Consider the following 15,291-nt stretch of genomic DNA (forward strand, 5'->3'; position numbering starts at 1 on the left):
ATTATCGGCCATCCGACAAGCAAAGGGGCGCACATAGTGTCCGCTTGTCGCCCCATGAGTAACGGTTAGTGTTGAGCGATCCCCCGGCCAAAACTACTCACCGTAGTTAGATCATGACCTTTTTCTTCCCATGTTATGGATACTTCACCTGCGGAGCGTGACCGGGACGGGGATCGGACGTTATAAAGAACATATTCCTTGGTCCCGACCGGAAATCGAGAAACGACAGTGACGAGCGCACTGAGCACGCTGACGTCATCCTGGCCCTCCGACCACTCCGACAGCCTCGTCGGCTCCGATCCGCTGCCCGGCCAACTCGACCGTTGGCTCGCGGCGCACGGTGCCGAACTCGTGGCGACCCGTCGGCACATCCACGCCCACCCCGAGTTGTCCGGTCAGGAGTTCGGCACGGCCGAGCTCGTCGCCGAGAAGCTGCGCGCGGCCGGCCTCTCGCCGAGACTGCTCCCCCGGGGCAACGGGCTGCTGTGTGACATCGGCGAGGGTGACCGGGTCGTGGCACTCAGAGCGGATCTCGACGCCCTTCCCCTCCCCGACATCAAGGACGTGCCGTACCGGTCGACCCGCGACGGCGTCACGCACGCCTGCGGACACGACGTGCACACCACCGTCGTGCTCGGCACGGGCCTGGCGCTGGCCCAGCTCGCCCGGGACGGCCAGCTCGACGGCCGGGTCCGGCTGATCTTCCAGCCGTCGGAGGAGAAGACCCCGCAGGGCGCCCCCGAGATGATCGGCTTCGGCGCGCTCCAGGACGTCAGCGCCATCTACGCGCTGCACTGCGACCCGCGGCTGCCCGTCGGCCTGCTCGGGGTGCGGCCCGGCCCGATCACGGCCGCCGCCGACATCCTCGAGGTCGAGCTGACCGGCCCCGGCGGGCACACCTCCCGGCCGCACCTCACGGTCGACCTGGTCAACGCCCTGTCGAAGATGGTCACCGACGTGCCGGCGCTGCTCAACCGGCGGGTCGACCCGCGGGCCGGGCTCGTGATGGTGTTCGGCGCGATCGGGGCCGGCGAGGCCGCCAACGCGATCCCGAACACCGGGTTCGCCCGGGCCACGGTGCGGGTGCTCAACCGCGACGTGTGGCGCACCCTGCCCGACCTGGTCACGGAGCTGGTGCACGACGCGCTGGCGGGCACCGGGGCGAAGGCGAATGTGAAGTACACCCGGGGCGTGCCGCCGGCGATCAACGACCGGATGGCCAACGCCGTCCTGGCCGGGGCCGCCAGCGCCGCGCTCGGCGCCGACCAGGTCGTCGAGACCGAGATCAGCCTGGGCGGGGAGGACTTCGCGTTCTACCTCGACCAGGTGCCCGGCGCGCTGGCCCGGCTAGGGGTGGGCGTGCCCGGCTCCGGCAAGGTCGTCGACCTGCACCAGAGCGGCTTCGACGTCGACGAGCGCGCGATCGGCTACGGCATCAGAGTCCTGACGCACACGGCTCTCGCAGCAGCGGCAACAGCCTGAAAACCTTTCATATTTTACGGGTGGGGAGCGGCCGGCCAGCGTCGGCCGCTCCCAGCACCAACAGATCCACGGCACTGGTCACCGGCGCGGCCGGGAGTGCCGCGGCGTCCGCGGCGAGCTGGTTCATCCCGTGGGTCAGCTCCACCTCGGTGAGGTGCCGGAACGCCGACACCGCCCGGTGCCGGATCCGGTCGAGGTAGGCCGACAGGTCCGGCGCGATCTCCAGGGTGAGCGTGCACAGCCCCACCAGGCACAACCCGGCCCGGAGCGCCGCCTTCTCGGTCTCCTCCAGGGTGGGCAGCCCGCCCTCCTCGACCTCGTGCGCCCGCGGGAAGTACGGCGACCAGGCCCTCGGGGACGGCCGGCCGGCGAAGTTCCCGCAGAGCAGCACCCGGCCGCCCGGGCGCAGTACGCGGGCGATCTCGGCGAGCGCGCCGGGCCGGTCGGCCACGTGGTGGTAGACGAGGAACAGCAGCGCGACGTCGCAGGAGGCCGCCGGCAGCGGGATGCGCTCGGCGCTGCCGGCGAGGTGGTGCACCCGGGGGTGCGGCCGCCGGGCGGCGGCCAGGAGCCGCATCTGCACGGAGGGCTCGACCGCGTAGACGATGCCGCCGAACCGGTCGGCGAGCCCGGCGCTGAACCGGCCGGTGCCGGAGCCCAGGTCCAGGGCTGTCAGGGGACGGTGTGCCGGGGCGTGGGACGTGAACTCGGCGAGGAGCTGCTCTGTGGTGGCCGGCGGGAGCGACTGGCCGTCATCGTACCCGACGTAGAGCCCGTCGTCGTAGTTAACGTCCTGGGTCATCGAACCGCCGGGGGTCGAAGAGGTCGATCGCGAGGTCGGAGCCCCCGTCGACGGCCAGCCCGGCGGCGGCCTCCCCGATGGCGGGGGCCAGTTTGAACCCGTGCCCGGAGAAGCCGCCCAGGACGGTGAGGCCGTCGCGGGCGCCGACGAGGAAGTGCCGGTCGGGCGTGAGCGAGTACATGCAGGTGGCCATGCGCAGCGGCCGCGGGTCGACCCCGGGCAGGGTGTCGGCGACGATGTCGCCCAGCCGGGCGGCGTCCAGCGCGTCCGGGGGGCGGACCCCGCCGGACGGGTCGACCGGCTCGTCGATGCCGGGCCAACTGTGCAGCCCGACCTTGACGGCGCCGTCGATGGCCGGGAAGCCGTACCAGTTGTGCTCCCAGCTCTCGTCCATCCGGATGAACACCGGGAACCGGTCGGGCGAGTAGGCAGCCGTCGCCGCGAACCAGCCGACCACCCGGCGGACCACCCGCAGGTGCGGGGCGAGGCCGGGCACCAGCCGGGGGGTCCAGCCGCCGCCGGCGACGACCACGTGCCCGGCGGTGATCGTGGTGCCGTCGGCCAGCTCCACGCGGCCGGGTTCAACCGAGGCGGCCGTGCCCCGGACCACCCGTGCGCCGAGGGCCACGGCGGCGTCCACGGCCGCGTGGACGGCCTTCTCGGGGTAGACGATGCCCGCGTCGTACTCGAAGACGGCCATCATGTCCTCGGACACCCGGTGCTGGGGATAGAGCCGGTGCAACTCGCGCGCGTTCAGCACGCTGTATTTGAGGCCGTGCTCCTCCGCGGAGGCGATCGAGCCGGTGATCGCCGGCGAGTCCTCCCGGCCGAGCATCAGGCCACCGGTGCGGTCGAGCAGAGTCGTGGCGGAATCCTTTTCGAGCTCCGCCCACAGCCGCCAGGAGTCGAGAAGGAGCGGCACATACGCGGCCCCCTCGGCGTACGCCGTGCGGATGATCCGTGATTCGCCGTGACTCGCGCCCCGGGAGTGTCCGATGTCGAACTGCTCGACGCCGACGGCTTTCACGCCGCGCTGCGCGAGGCGCCACAGGGTCTGGCTCCCCATCGCGCCGAGTCCGACGACGACGACGTCAGCGTTAATAGTCCTCATGATTCTCGGCTTCCCCCTGCGCGCTCTCCGCAGGCTGCTTGGGGGCGTGCCGGGCAGGGGTCTTACGAATGTGAAACGCGCCCTTCTCGAATACTACCCAGGAGCGCAAGAGGCTGGTCACGGTCTCGGCGGCCAGCGGTTCGCGGCTGATGATCGCGGTGCCGGCCGCCGGATTGAGATCGTGGTCGTACGCCAGCCAGATGCCGGGGATGATGCCAGCGTTGGAGGGGATCCGATTCACGAAACGGTAGACGAGAGTTTCGGTGTGCGTACGCCCCTGGAAGACCATCACGTAGTGGTCGTGTTCCTCGTAGACCGTGCCCCGATAGCGCAACGGCGGCGGGGCCGGACCGAAAGTCGGCGGCGGGTACCGGCCGAAATTCTCGCGACTGACCACATAGCGCTGGAGCACCCCGGAACGCACGTGGAACGTGCCGTGCCGCAGATGCAGCCGGCCGTCGATGAAGCTGTAACTGTAGGAATACCACAGCCCGCCGAGCGGATGTCTGCGCAGTCTCCGAAAGGGATAGAGGAGTACGCGGTAGAAGGGGACGACGAGCACACCGATCACGGCACCCACGACGGACGTGATGACCCAGTTCGGTTCCGTCACCCGGTAGCCCCCTGCCGACAGGGATTGGTTCGGCAAGCATAGGTGATCTATCTCTTTGCGTCGATATCCTGGACACTCTGAGTATGTCTGTCACCGAACTCCGCGTGCACGGGGTCGCCGGGCACCCCGCCGAGCAGATCCTCGGCCGCCGACACGCCACCCGGGTCGCCGGTGACGCCGACGCCGGCTTCTACCGGCCCACCCCGCCGGAGGACCCGCGCGGCGCCGCAGGGTTCGACCTGGAGGCCTACCGCTGGGGCAGCCTGAACTCCGGCGCGGCCGCGCGTACGCTGTGGCTGCTGCTCCTGCCGTTCACGCTGGCCAACCTGACGATCTGGCTCCGGCCGGCCGGGAAGCGCGGCGCGGGGCTGTGCCGGTTGTTCGCGCTGTCGCTGACCGGCACGTTCGTGCTCGGGATCAGCGGGGTCACGATCGACCTGCTCGGTTGGCAGCGCGGCGGCGGCCGGTGGGTGCCGGGCGGCGCGCTCGGCACGGCGGCCACGATCGGCCTGCTCTGGTATCTCGGCCGGCGGACCTGGATCCACTACGAGTCCTACCCGCCCAACGGCGACGGCTTCGGCGAGCCCTCCTTCTGGGACGGTCGGGCCCTGGTCGGCGTGGGCCGCGCGCTGCACGTCGGCGCGGCGTTCGCGACCCTGGGGGCCGTCGTGCCCGGTCCGGGTTGGGGCAGGTGGGCGGCGGTGGCGGTGCTCGCCGGCACCGGGGTGGCCGTGCTGCTGCCCGGGATGCAGGACACCAACGCGCCGGCCCGGTGGGCGGCACCGCTCGCCGGCGTCCTGCGGACCGCCGGACTCCTCGTCGCGACCATCGTCATCGGGTACGCCGCGTTCGCGCCCCCCGAGCCCCGGCACCCCGGCGCCCTGCCCGGGTACGCCGCCACGGTCACCTGGCTGTTCGCCGCCCAGTCGGCGCTCCTGCTGCTCCTCGCCCTGCGCGCCGGGCGCACCCCGGCCCTCGTCGGCTCGTACGCGCTGTGGGTCACCGCGCTGTTCAACTCCGGGCTCGGGCACAGGGTGGCCGGGGTGCTGCCGGGGGATCCGGTGCTGCCGGCGGCGTACAAGTGGACGGCTCTGGGGTTCGATCTCGCCCTGCTCGTCGGCGTCGCCGTGGTGCTGATCGCGCTGCGGGTACTGCGCCGGGAGCGGGCCGCCGCGCGCGCCGTCACCGACCGGGACTTCCCCGGCGGACGGGTGGGCGACCCGGCCCGGGCCGGCAGGATCGACGCGGCGATCGGCGGGGCCCGGCTCACCGAGTCGGCCCGGCCGCTCCTGCTCGGCGCCTACGTGCCCCTGCTCCTCGGCGCGCTGGCCGCCACCGGCCTGGCCCTCGCCGACGCCCGGGTGCCCACGGCTCTCGTCTGGGCCGTCAACGCCGGCACCTGGCTGATCGGGGCCGCCGTGCTGGCCCTGATGGCACTGGGCCTGTGGGCGTACAGCTCGCAGACCGTGCGCCGGACCGTGGGCGCGCTGTGGGACATCGGCACGTTCTGGCCGCGTGCCGCCCATCCGCTGGCCCCGCCGTGCTACGCCGAACGGGCCGTCCCGGAGCTGGCCGGCCGGATCCGGGACCTCGGGGACGTCGTCGTGGTGGGCGACAGCCAGGGCTCGGTGCTGTCCTTCGCCGCGCTGCTGCACCTCGGCGCGTCCCGGCCGGACGGGGCAGGGCTCGTCACGCACGGCTCGCCGCTGACCAGGGTGTATGCGAGGTATTTTCCGGCCTGGTTCAACCCGGGGGTGCTCGCCCGGGTGACCGCGCCGTGGGTGAACCTGTGGCGGGACACCGACCCGCTGGCCGGGCCGGTGTCCGCCGCCGACAACCGGCGGCTCGTCGACCCGATGGAGTTCACCGGCCCGATCCACGGCCACGGCGGCTACCGGACCGACCCGGCGTACGCGGAAACCGTCCGGGCGGCCGCCGCGCGCCGCTGACCACGTGGCGACCCCGGTGCCGTGCGCCGCGAACCGCCGTTCGATGCCGGGGGAGGTGTCGCCGTAACCGTCGAAGGTTGCGGCCGGGACGTGCCCGCCCCGGCCGCGGCAGCGTCGGCCTAGACGAACTCGTGCTGCATGAGCTGGCGGGCGGCCTCGGCCAGCGAGCCGGCCAGCGACGGGTAGATCGTGATCGTCTGGGCCAGCTGGGACACCGTCAGGTGGTGCTCGATGGCCAGCGAGATCGGCAGGATCAGCTCGCTGGCCTTCGGGGCCACCACGACACCGCCGATGACCAGGCCCGACGCCGGCCGGCAGAAGATCTTCACGAAGCCGTCGGTGATGTTCGTCATCTTGGCCCGGGCGTTGCCGTCCAGCGGCAGCATCACGGCGCGGGCCGGGACCTTGCCGGTGTCCACGTCGTTCTGGGAGACGCCGACGGTGGCCAGCTCCGGGTCGGTGAACACGTTCGCGGCGACGGTCTGCAGCCGCAGCGGGGAGACGGCCTCGCCGAGGGCGTGCCACATCGCGATCCGGCCCTGCATGGCCGCGACGCTGGCCAGGGGCAGGACGCCGGTGACGTCGCCGGCGGCGTAGATGCCCGGGACGTTGGTGCGCGACACCCGGTCGGTGGTGATGTAGCCCCGGTCGGTCTTCACGCCGTACTCGGCGAGGCCCAGGCCCTCCGTGTTCGGCACCGAGCCGACGGCCATCAGCGCGTGGCTGCCCTCGACCTTGCGGCCGTCGGCGAGCTCGACCAGCACCCCGTTCGCCGTGCGGGTGACCTTGTCGGCGCGGGACCGGCCCAGGATCGTCATGCCCCGGGCGCGGAACACCCGCTCGATCGCGGCGGCCGCGTCGGCGTCCTCGTGCGGCATGACCCGTTCGCGGCTGGAGACCAGGGTGGTGTCCACCCCGATCGCGTTGTACGCGCTGGCGAACTCCGCGCCGGTCACGCCCGAGCCGATCACGATCAGCTTCTCGGGCAGGTCGGGCAGGTCGTACACCTGGCGCCAGGTGAGGATGCGCTCCCCGTCCGGCACGGCGTCCGGCAGCACCCGGGGGGTGGCCCCGGTGGCGAGCAGCACGATGTCGGCCTCGACCGTGTACTCCGTGCCGTTCGTTGGCTGGATCACCACCCGGTGGGTGTGGCCGAGCGCGTCGCTGCCGAGCCGGGCCCGGCCGTGCACGAAGTCGACGCCCACCTTGCAGAGCTTTGCCCGGATATCTTCCGACTGGGCGATGGCGAGGTGCTTCACCCGGCTGTACACGGCCTGGGCGTCCACCACCGCCGGGCCAGCGGTCACGCCGAGCGCGGGCGCCGCGGACATGGACGTCACGACGTCCGAGGACGCGATGAAGGTCTTCGAGGGCACGCAGTCGGACAGCACACAGGCCCCACCGGCCCCGTCAGCCTCCACCACCGTCACGTCGGCGTCGAGTTGGGCGGCGACGAGCGCGGCCTCGTACCCTGCCGGGCCGCCACCAATGATCACGATGCGAGACACAAGCCAACTCTCCAAACAACTCGACTGCCGGCCAGGCTTATTCTCCACCACGGCAATTCAAGCTATCGTCGGCTGGTGCCGATGTACGCAGCGTATGGCTCAAATCTCGATCCCGGCCGCATGCGGGCCTATTGCCCGCACTCCCCGATGGTGGGGACCGGCTGGCTGGAAGGCTGGCGTCTGACCTTCGCCGGGGAGAAGGAGATCGGGCCAGAGGGCTCGGTGGCGACCCTGGTGGAGTCCCCGGGCGACCAGGTGTTCGTCGCGCTCTACGACATCCACTCCTTCGACGCCCAGGCGCTCGACGACCTGGAGGGTGTGGCGTCGGACACGTACCGCAAGCTGCACGTCCGGGTCGCGACCCTGGAGGGCGAGTACACGGCGTGGCTGTACGTCTTCACCGGCTACGAGGGTGGGCTGCCCTCGGCGTGGTACCTGTCGGAGATCGCCACCGCGGCCGAGAAGGCCGGGGCGCCCGACGACTACGTGGCGGCGTTGCGGGCCCGGCCGGCGCACTAGGCGGTCGACACGCCCGGGCGCGGGGCGCATGCGGGTACCGGGGCGAGGCCCCGGTGCCGGGTGCGGCCGGCGGCCTGGGGGACAAGGGCCGCCGGCGAGGACAGATGGCCCTAGACGGTCACCGTCTGCTTGTAGATGTTCGCCACGTAGGACGGCTTCATGCCCAGGGACTCATACAGCCGGTACGCCCCGGTCGGGTTGGTCGTGTCCACGCCCAGCCCCACGGCCACCCGGCCCTTCTCCGCGTAGATCGAGAACGCGGTCTCCAGCAGCATCCTGGCCAGCCCGCGCCCCCGGTGCGCCGGCAGCACGCCCAGGGTGCGCACCCAGCCCTCGTTGCGGTCCAGTGCCTGGTTGGACGACCGCAGCACGCCGGCCATCTCCCCGTCGACCTCGCAGACCAGCCACTCGTCCCACGGCACCTCGCCGGTCAGGGTGGCCTGGAACTCCTCGAACGACCGGTGCAGCGGGTGCGCCGTGTCCTTGAACGTCGTCACGGCGATGTCGTCGAACTGGCGCAGCTCCTCGGGGCGCATGACCCGGATCACCACGTCCTCCGGCGGCACCGGGGCCTTCTCGTCGCCGTCCAGCGGCCGGGACATCCGGGCGTGCTGGGTGGTGAAGAGGAAACCGCGCTCGGCGAGGACGCCGATGTAGCGCTCCTCGGTGCCCGGCACCGCGCCGGCCGCGAGCCGCAGCTCGGTCATCCCCTTCTCCCGGGCCCGCCGCACCGCCCGCGCCGTCAACAGGTCGATCATGGTGCTCTGCAGGTCGGCCTCGTCCGGATGCTGGTAGGCCTCGCAGAAGATCTCCTCGTCGCCGTCCTCCAGGTAGCCCCAGCACACCAGGCGGCCGTCCGGATCCCGGACCAGCCACGAGTCGGCCTCCGGGTCGAACCCGCTGGCGGTGAGCACCTCCGTCACCTGGGATTCGTCGAAGTCGGGGAAACCGATCGTCGCGATGTCGCTGGCGTGCAGCATCGTGAGGATCTCCGGGACGTCGTCCAGGTGCGGGCGGGCGGTCGTGAACCCCGTGGGAAAAACGCTCATGTTCCCAGTGAAGTCCCGTAACACCGTGTCGTCCACCAGATTTCACAATTCAGGGCTTGCGGGCCACCTCGTCGCGTGCGGCGGAGACGAGTCTCACCAGCTCGGCACGCTCCGTGGCGGTCAACGCCAGCAACGCGTCCCCGGCGAGCCGGTCGGTGAGCACCTCGGCGTTCGCCCGCCGCCGGAAGAGCGGAACAATCTCCGGGTACGGCGGCTGCCAGCCGAACGCCATCGCCCCCGCCGCGCCCTCCGGCCCCGCCACGATCGCCTCGATCGGGGTCAGCCCCACCGCCCGGACCGCGAGCAGGTGCACCCCGCCCCGGAACTCCCGCAGCAGGTGGAGGGCCACCGCCGCCCGCGCCCCGGGAGCGTCTTCCGGAGCCGGCGTCGACCGCCACGCCTCGAACAGTGTCAGCCCCGAGGCGTCCGCCGCCGCCACGACCCGCTCCGCCAGCTCCGCCAGCCGCAGCACCCCGCCGAACGACCCCAGCCGCTCCGTGCCCCACCGGCAGCATTCGGCCAGGCTCGCGTCCGCGATGTCCGTGGGCCGGGCCGTCCGCCGCGCGGCGTGCCAGCCGTCGCGCACCGCGTCCAGCGCGATGAAGCCCAGCGCGCTCGCCACCACCTCCGGGCGGACGTCGCCGAGCACCCCGCCGCGGCCGGCCACGTAGAAGCCCCAGCCGGTCAGGCCCATGGCGCGGGCCCGGCGCAACGTCTGCGGGCACTCGCCGAAGGCCGCGCCCACCGTGTACACCGGGGCCTTCAGGGCGGCCGCCGCCTCAGCCGGGGTCATGTCAGACCGTGTCGCCGGGTCGGACCCGGACGTAGCCCACGTCGGTGAACTCGTGCAGCCAGCCGTCGAAGGTCGGCAGGGCCCGCTCCGCGTACATCCCGTCGTGGATCGGGATGGTCCGCTCGGCCTTGACGGTCCTCGCGAAGTCGATCGCCGCGTCCAGGTGCCACCACGGGCCACCGAGCGGCAGCAGCAGGGTCTCCACGGACTGCTCGGGCAGCGCGAACGAGTCACCCGGGTGGTAGACCCGGTCGTCCACCACATAGCCCAGGTTCGCGCACGCCGGCAGCCCGCCGTACGTCTTCGCGTGCTCGCCGCCCACCGCCCGGACCCGGAACCCTGCAGCCGTGAACTCCTCGCCGAGCCGCACGGACGTCACGGGCAGACCGTCGAGGTCCGCGCCCTCCGGGGCGAAGATCGGCACGTCGAGCGCGCGGAGCCGGTCGAGGTCGGCGTGGTCGCCGTGCTCGTGGGTGAGGAGAACGGCGTGCGCGCCGACCAGTGCCTCGGGCTCCGCCCAGACCCCCGGATCGACCACCAGCACGCCGCCGTCCTCTTCCAGGCGGACGCAGGCATGGGTGTACTTCGTGAGCTCCATGTGACCTAGCCTATGCCGACTCGCAACCGCCCGGGCGGAACCGGGTGCCTGTGCGGCACATCCCATCGACATGCGTACCAAGTGGATAGTCATCCCCCTGTTGGCGGTGGCCCTGACCGGCTGCTCCTCCGCCTCCTCCACCTCCGACCACGGCGTCGAGGCGCCAGCGGCCGGACCGCACGCCGCCGCCCCGCCCGCCAAGGACGCCGCCCCGCCCGTCAACGGAGCACCGGCCCCGGCCGACGTCACGACCCGCTCGATCATCTACACCGGAACGATGACGCTGACCGTACCGTCGATGGAGACCGCCGCCGGTGACGCCGCGGCCATCGCCGAACGGGCCAGGGGTTTCGTCGGTGGCGAGCAGCGCGGCACCGGACACGGCGCGCCGACGGCCACCCTGACCCTGCGGGTGCCGTCCGCCGCCTTCTACGCCACCGTCACCGAGATCGCCAAGCTCGGCAAGGAGGAGTCCCGCGAGATCAAGACGGAGGACGTCACCACGGCCGTCGTCGACGTGGACGCCCGGATCATCGCCCAACGGGCCAGCGTGGCGCGGATCCGGGGCCTGCTCGACAAGGCCAGCGGCCTCGCGGAGATCACCTCGATCGAGGCGGAGCTCGCCAAGCGCGAGGGCGAACTGGCCTCGTTGGAGGCCCGCAAGCGCACCCTCGACGATCAGGTGACGCTGTCCACGATCACGGTGAAGCTGATCGGGCCGGCCCCGGTCGTGGCGGAGAAGCCGAAGAAGGAGCCGGAAACCGGGTTCCTCGCCGGGCTCAGGTCCGGATGGAAGGGGTTCACCGCGGTGCTGAACGCGGCGGCGACGGTGTTCGGTGCGCTGCTGCCGTTCCTGGTGGTGCTGGCGGTTCCGGTGGTGGGGCTGCTGTGGTGGCGCCGTCGGAGCCGGGGGCTGTCGGCGGCGACGAGCCCAGCCGCTCCGCCGCCGTCGACCGGTCTCACCGCTCCGCCGGCTCCGGCCGGGCGGAGCGCGGACTGACCTCGCCTCCCGGTGGTCGCGACCTCCCGCAGTCGCGACCACCGGGGACCCGCCGAGCCGACGGCGCCCGACGCGCGCTGCCCGCTGTCACAGTGCCGCGAACACGCACGCCGCGAGGAACACCATCTGTTCGATGGTGCGGGGCAGCAGGGGCGTCGCCGGCTTGTCGCCGAACATCAGTTTGTTGCGGGCCGCGTACACATTCGCCGGGAACATCGCCAGGAGCATCAGGCCGAGGCACACCGCGGCGAGCCGGCCCGTCCACGGCAGCAGCACGCCGACCGCGCCGGCCAGCTCCAGGATCCCGGTGACCGTGACCAGCAGCCCGGGGGCTGGCAGGGCCGGCGGGACCATCGCGATCATGGAGCCGCGCAGCTTCGGGTGGAAGTGCGCGACGCCGGTGAGGAGGAACATCAGGGCCAGCCCGCCGCGCAGGGCCTCCGGCCAGGTGTCGAAGTAGTCGACGCCGATCCACCCGGCGCCCCGGAAGAGCAGGGAACCGACGACGAGTGCGATGAGGGGTGCCATGTCCGATCTCCAATCTTGTCGGTGTCAAGACTAGGGCTGGCGTCCCGAACTTGTCAATGGCAAGATGGTGGCATGGGTTACCACCACGGCGACCTCCGCCGCACACTGCTCGCGACCGCCGCCGAGGTGATCGCCGAGACCGGCCCCGCCGCGCTCAGCCTCCGCGACCTCGCCCGGCGCGCCGGGGTGTCCCATGCCGCGCCGGCCCACCACTTCGGCGACAAGCAGGGGCTGCTCACGGCGCTGGCCACCGAGGGGTACGAACTCCTCGCCGAAGCCCTCACCGCTGCCGAAGGGGACATCCTCGACGCCGGGGTGGCCTACATCCGGTTCGCGACCGAGCACCCGGCGCACTTCGAGGTCATGTTCCACCCGGCGCTGTACCGGGAGGACGAGATCGGGGCCGCGCGGGAACGCAGCGCTGCCGCCCTCAGTGCCGGGCTGGCCAGCCGGCCGAAGGAGGATCTGGGGCCGGATCCGGAGCTGACCGGGATGGCGGCGTGGTCGCTGGTGCACGGGTTCGCGACCCTCGCGTTGGCGGGGAACCTGCCGCCGGAGGTGGTGGCGGACCCGCGCCGGGTGATCCGGCTGCTGTTCGAAAAGTAGGGGGTGCACTCCTGCACCCCTGGGGTGTACTCTTGCACCGTGCTGGCGGCAAACGGCACTCCAAGGAGGTAGTGGGCATGTTTCTTAGGAGAGCTCTGTGGTCAGCGCAGGTCGACACCCCAAGAAGGACATCGCTGAGGCGCTCCGGCGGGCGCGGGATCTGGGTTTGAGAATCGACGAGATCCACCGGGGCCACCGTTGGGGGCAGGTCGTGTGTGACAACTGCGGCGACAAGTTCGCTATCTTCAGCACGCCACAGGATCCCGGGTCGCACGCCAAGCGCCTGGATGGATTCGTGAGGGGGCATGATCATGCTTGAGGCGACGATGGCTGCGAGTCGAGGGAGGCCGGCGGTGGCGACTTACGCGTTCACCCTTGTGCTCAACCGGGTGCCGTCCGACGAGGAACTGGACCAGCTCTTCGAGGCAGGTTGCGACGATGCGTCGTTCGGCACCGAAGGCGGCGGCACAGTCGGGATCGCCGAGTTCGACCGGAATGCCGAGACGCTTGCCGACGCCATCGCCTCCGCTGTGCGCGATGTCGAGCGGGTGCCAGGGATCAAAGCGGTCCGGGTCGCCGATGATGACCTGCTCACCCTCGCCGACATCGCGACCCGGGTCGGCCGCAGCCGGGAGTCGATCCGGCGATACACGCTGGGCGAGCGAGGCGGCGGTGGCTTCCCGGTGCCGATCAACCCCGGGCGGGACGGCACCACCTTCTATCGGTGGAGCGAGGTCGCCCCGTGGCTCCGGGAGCGGATGGGCATGCAGGTCGACATCGCATACGCGGCGCTGACCATGGCGAACCTGGTCCTGCAGGTCCGGATGCACCAGCCCCACGTGGAGCACTCCTCAGCCCTGACGGATCTGCTCGACGCCTGACGGCCAGCAGAGCCCATCGGAGTGAGCACGGACCGGCGTGCGGAAAGAGGGCCGGCCCAGCAGGGTCGGCCCTCTCCGTAACAAGGAAGAAGTTAGTCCTTGATCTCGCACAGGACCGCGCCGGCCGAGACGACCTCGCCCACGACGGCGGCCAGGCCCGTGACCGTGCCGGCCTTGTGCGCGTTCAGCGGCTGCTCCATCTTCATCGCCTCCAGGACGACGATCAGGTCGCCCTCGGCCACCTGCTGGCCCTCCTCGACCGCGATCTTCACGATCGTGCCCTGCATCGGGCTGGCCAGGGACGTGCCGCTCGCGGCCTTCTTGGCCCCGCCGCCGCCACCCCGCTTGGGAGCGGCCTTCTTCGCCGCCGGGGCTGAGCCCGCGCCCAGCCCGGACGGCAGGGTCACGGACAGCCGCTTGCCTCCGACCTCGACCACGATGGTCTCGCGCGGCTCGGTGTCCTCGGCGAGGGCCGGGTCCGTGAACGGGGCCACCGAATTGACCCACTCGGTCTCGATCCACCGGGTGTGCACCGTGAACGGGTCGGACGTGAACGCCTCGTCCCGGATGATCGCCCGGTGGAACGGCAGCGCGGTGGCCATGCCCTCGACGACCAGCTCGTCGAGCACCCGGCGCGAGCGCTCGAGGGCCTCCTGCCGGGTCGAGCCGGTCACGATCACCTTGGCGAGCAGCGAGTCGAAGTTGCCGCCGATCACGGAGCCGGACTCGATGCCGGCGTCGACCCGCACGCCCGGCCCGGAGGGGGCCACGAAGCGGGTGACGACGCCCGGGGCCGGCAGGAAGCCCCGGCCCGGGTCCTCGCCGTTGATCCGGAACTCGAAGGAGTGTCCGCGCGGCTGCGGGTCCTCGGTGATCGCCAGCGGTTCACCGGCGGCGATCCGGAACTGCTCGCGGACCAGGTCCAGGCCGGTGGTCTCCTCGGACACCGGGTGCTCGACCTGGAGCCGGGTGTTGACCTCGAGGAAGGAGATGGCACCGTCGGTGCCGACGAGGTACTCGACCGTGCCGGCGCCGTAGTACCCGGCCTCGCGGCAGATCGCCTTCGCCGACGTGTGGATCTGGGCCCGCTGCGCGTCGGTCAGGAACGGCGCGGGGGCCTCCTCGACCAGCTTCTGGTGCCGGCGCTGGAGGGAGCAGTCCCGGGTGCCGACCACGATGACGTTGCCGTGCTGGTCGGCGAGGACCTGGGCCTCGACGTGCCGGGGCTTGTCCAGGTAGCGCTCGACGAAGCACTCGCCCCGACCGAAGGCAGCGACGGCCTCCCGGGTCGCCGACGCGAACAGCTCGGGGATCTCCGCCAGCTCGCGGGCCACCTTGAGTCCGCGTCCGCCGCCGCCGAACGCCGCCTTGATCGCGACGGGCAGCCCGTGCTCCTTGGCGAACGTGACGATCTCGTCGGCGTCGGAGACCGGGTCGGCGGTGCCGGCCACGAGGGGCGCGCCGGCCCTGGCGGCGATGTGCCGGGCCGTCACCTTGTCGCCGAGGTCCCGGATGGCCTGCGGGGACGGGCCGATCCAGGTCAGGCCGGCGTTGGTCACCGCCTCGGCGAACTCGGCGTTCTCGGAGAGGAACCCGTAGCCGGGGTGCACGGCGTCGGCGCCGGACCGGCGGGCGACGTCGATCAGCTTGTCGATCACCAGGTACGTGTCGCCGGGGGTGTCGCCGCCGAGCGCGAACGCCTCGTCGGCCATTCGGGCATGGGGGGCGTCCCTGTCCGAATCCGCGTACACGGCGACGCTGGACAGGCCGGCGTCCCGACAGGCCCGGATGACACGGACTGCGATTTCGCCACGATTGGCGATCAATACCTTGCGCACGGTCCGGAGTCTAG

General features: G+C 71.8%; 15 protein-coding genes. 6 read left to right on the forward strand and 9 right to left on the reverse strand.

The window, feature by feature from the left end:
* The first annotated feature begins 228 nt into the window (after positions 1-228).
* The gene (locus IW245_RS32200) at positions 229-1,482 is read left to right on the forward strand and encodes an amidohydrolase (protein WP_197006878.1); all 1,254 of its coding nucleotides are present in this window, start codon (positions 229-231) and stop codon (positions 1,480-1,482) included.
* A gap of 7 nt (positions 1,483-1,489) precedes the next feature.
* Here the strand turns inward: IW245_RS32200 and IW245_RS32205 are convergent, their stop codons facing one another.
* The 3 genes from IW245_RS32205 to IW245_RS32215 are packed head-to-tail and all read right to left on the reverse strand — an operon-like array spanning position 1,490 to position 4,008.
* The gene (locus IW245_RS32205) at positions 1,490-2,284 is read right to left on the reverse strand and encodes a class I SAM-dependent methyltransferase (protein WP_197006879.1); all 795 of its coding nucleotides are present in this window, start codon (positions 2,282-2,284) and stop codon (positions 1,490-1,492) included.
* A complete protein-coding gene (gene solA / locus IW245_RS32210) occupies positions 2,268-3,395 on the reverse strand; it encodes an N-methyl-L-tryptophan oxidase (RefSeq protein WP_197006880.1) in 1,128 nt (375 codons plus the stop codon). Before solA ends, IW245_RS32205 begins: the two co-directional genes overlap by 17 nt.
* Entirely contained in the window at positions 3,382-4,008 is a 627-nt protein-coding gene (locus IW245_RS32215) for a hypothetical protein (protein ID WP_197006881.1), read from the reverse strand. The genes solA and IW245_RS32215 overlap by 14 nt, the downstream gene beginning before the upstream one ends.
* 83 nt (positions 4,009-4,091) lie before the next feature.
* On the opposite strand from IW245_RS32215, the gene IW245_RS32220 reads away from it, so the two are divergent.
* Positions 4,092-5,957: a hypothetical protein gene (locus IW245_RS32220; protein WP_197006882.1), complete on the forward strand. Its 1,866-nt coding sequence runs from the start codon at positions 4,092-4,094 to the stop codon at positions 5,955-5,957.
* Between the two features lie 119 nt (positions 5,958-6,076).
* Here the strand turns inward: IW245_RS32220 and IW245_RS32225 are convergent, their stop codons facing one another.
* Complete coding sequence (locus IW245_RS32225; RefSeq protein WP_197006883.1) at positions 6,077-7,465, reverse strand: NAD(P)H-quinone dehydrogenase; 1,389 nt, start codon at positions 7,463-7,465, stop codon at positions 6,077-6,079.
* Positions 7,466-7,540: 75 nt separating this feature from the next.
* On the opposite strand from IW245_RS32225, the gene IW245_RS32230 reads away from it, so the two are divergent.
* Positions 7,541-7,984, forward strand: a complete 444-nt coding sequence (locus IW245_RS32230; protein ID WP_197006884.1) for a gamma-glutamylcyclotransferase — start codon at positions 7,541-7,543, stop codon at positions 7,982-7,984.
* A 110-nt stretch (positions 7,985-8,094) separates the two neighbouring features.
* Here the strand turns inward: IW245_RS32230 and IW245_RS32235 are convergent, their stop codons facing one another.
* The 3 genes from IW245_RS32235 to IW245_RS32245 are packed head-to-tail and all read right to left on the reverse strand — an operon-like array spanning position 8,095 to position 10,424.
* A complete protein-coding gene (locus tag IW245_RS32235) occupies positions 8,095-9,033 on the reverse strand; it encodes a GNAT family N-acetyltransferase (RefSeq protein ID WP_197006885.1) in 939 nt (312 codons plus the stop codon).
* 49 nt (positions 9,034-9,082) lie between these two features.
* The gene (locus IW245_RS32240) at positions 9,083-9,826 is read right to left on the reverse strand and encodes an SCO6745 family protein (protein WP_197006886.1); all 744 of its coding nucleotides are present in this window, start codon (positions 9,824-9,826) and stop codon (positions 9,083-9,085) included.
* Between the two features lies 1 nt (position 9,827).
* Positions 9,828-10,424: an MBL fold metallo-hydrolase gene (locus tag IW245_RS32245; RefSeq protein ID WP_197006887.1), complete on the reverse strand. Its 597-nt coding sequence runs from the start codon at positions 10,422-10,424 to the stop codon at positions 9,828-9,830.
* Positions 10,425-10,494: 70 nt separating this feature from the next.
* Between IW245_RS32245 and IW245_RS32250 the strand changes: the two genes are divergently transcribed.
* Positions 10,495-11,424, forward strand: a complete 930-nt coding sequence (locus tag IW245_RS32250) for a DUF4349 domain-containing protein (protein ID WP_197006888.1) — start codon at positions 10,495-10,497, stop codon at positions 11,422-11,424.
* Positions 11,425-11,511: 87 nt separating this feature from the next.
* On the opposite strand, the gene IW245_RS32255 is transcribed toward IW245_RS32250, so the two are convergent.
* Positions 11,512-11,952, reverse strand: coding sequence for a DoxX family protein (locus IW245_RS32255; RefSeq protein ID WP_197006889.1), 441 nt, complete (start codon positions 11,950-11,952; stop codon positions 11,512-11,514).
* A 72-nt stretch (positions 11,953-12,024) separates the two neighbouring features.
* On the opposite strand from IW245_RS32255, the gene IW245_RS32260 reads away from it, so the two are divergent.
* Both IW245_RS32260 and IW245_RS32265 read left to right on the forward strand, forming a co-directional pair.
* On the forward strand, positions 12,025-12,558 hold the full coding sequence (locus IW245_RS32260) for a TetR/AcrR family transcriptional regulator (RefSeq protein ID WP_197006890.1): 534 nt from the start codon (positions 12,025-12,027) through the stop codon (positions 12,556-12,558).
* Positions 12,559-12,911: 353 nt separating this feature from the next.
* Entirely contained in the window at positions 12,912-13,439 is a 528-nt protein-coding gene (locus tag IW245_RS32265; RefSeq protein ID WP_197006891.1) for a helix-turn-helix transcriptional regulator, read from the forward strand.
* A 92-nt stretch (positions 13,440-13,531) separates the two neighbouring features.
* On the opposite strand, the gene IW245_RS32270 is transcribed toward IW245_RS32265, so the two are convergent.
* On the reverse strand, positions 13,532-15,277 hold the full coding sequence (locus IW245_RS32270) for an acetyl/propionyl/methylcrotonyl-CoA carboxylase subunit alpha (protein ID WP_197006892.1): 1,746 nt from the start codon (positions 15,275-15,277) through the stop codon (positions 13,532-13,534).
* Positions 15,278-15,291 lie beyond the last annotated feature (14 nt).

This window comes from Longispora fulva (assembly GCF_015751905.1).
Taxonomy (GTDB): Bacteria; Actinomycetota; Actinomycetes; order Mycobacteriales; family Micromonosporaceae; genus Longispora; species Longispora fulva.

Coding starts and splice junctions, on each gene's coding strand:
- IW245_RS32205 (WP_197006879.1), bottom strand. CDS start 2,284: ATGACCCAGGACGTTAACTACGACGACGGGCTCTACGTCGGGTACGAT.
- solA (WP_197006880.1), bottom strand. CDS start 3,395: ATGAGGACTATTAACGCTGACGTCGTCGTCGTCGGACTCGGCGCGATG.
- IW245_RS32220 (WP_197006882.1), top strand. CDS start 4,092: ATGTCTGTCACCGAACTCCGCGTGCACGGGGTCGCCGGGCACCCCGCC.
- IW245_RS32235 (WP_197006885.1), bottom strand. CDS start 9,033: ATGAGCGTTTTTCCCACGGGGTTCACGACCGCCCGCCCGCACCTGGAC.
- IW245_RS32240 (WP_197006886.1), bottom strand. CDS start 9,826: ATGACCCCGGCTGAGGCGGCGGCCGCCCTGAAGGCCCCGGTGTACACG.
- IW245_RS32245 (WP_197006887.1), bottom strand. CDS start 10,424: ATGGAGCTCACGAAGTACACCCATGCCTGCGTCCGCCTGGAAGAGGAC.
- IW245_RS32250 (WP_197006888.1), top strand. CDS start 10,495: ATGCGTACCAAGTGGATAGTCATCCCCCTGTTGGCGGTGGCCCTGACC.
- IW245_RS32255 (WP_197006889.1), bottom strand. CDS start 11,952: ATGGCACCCCTCATCGCACTCGTCGTCGGTTCCCTGCTCTTCCGGGGC.
- IW245_RS32260 (WP_197006890.1), top strand. CDS start 12,025: ATGGGTTACCACCACGGCGACCTCCGCCGCACACTGCTCGCGACCGCC.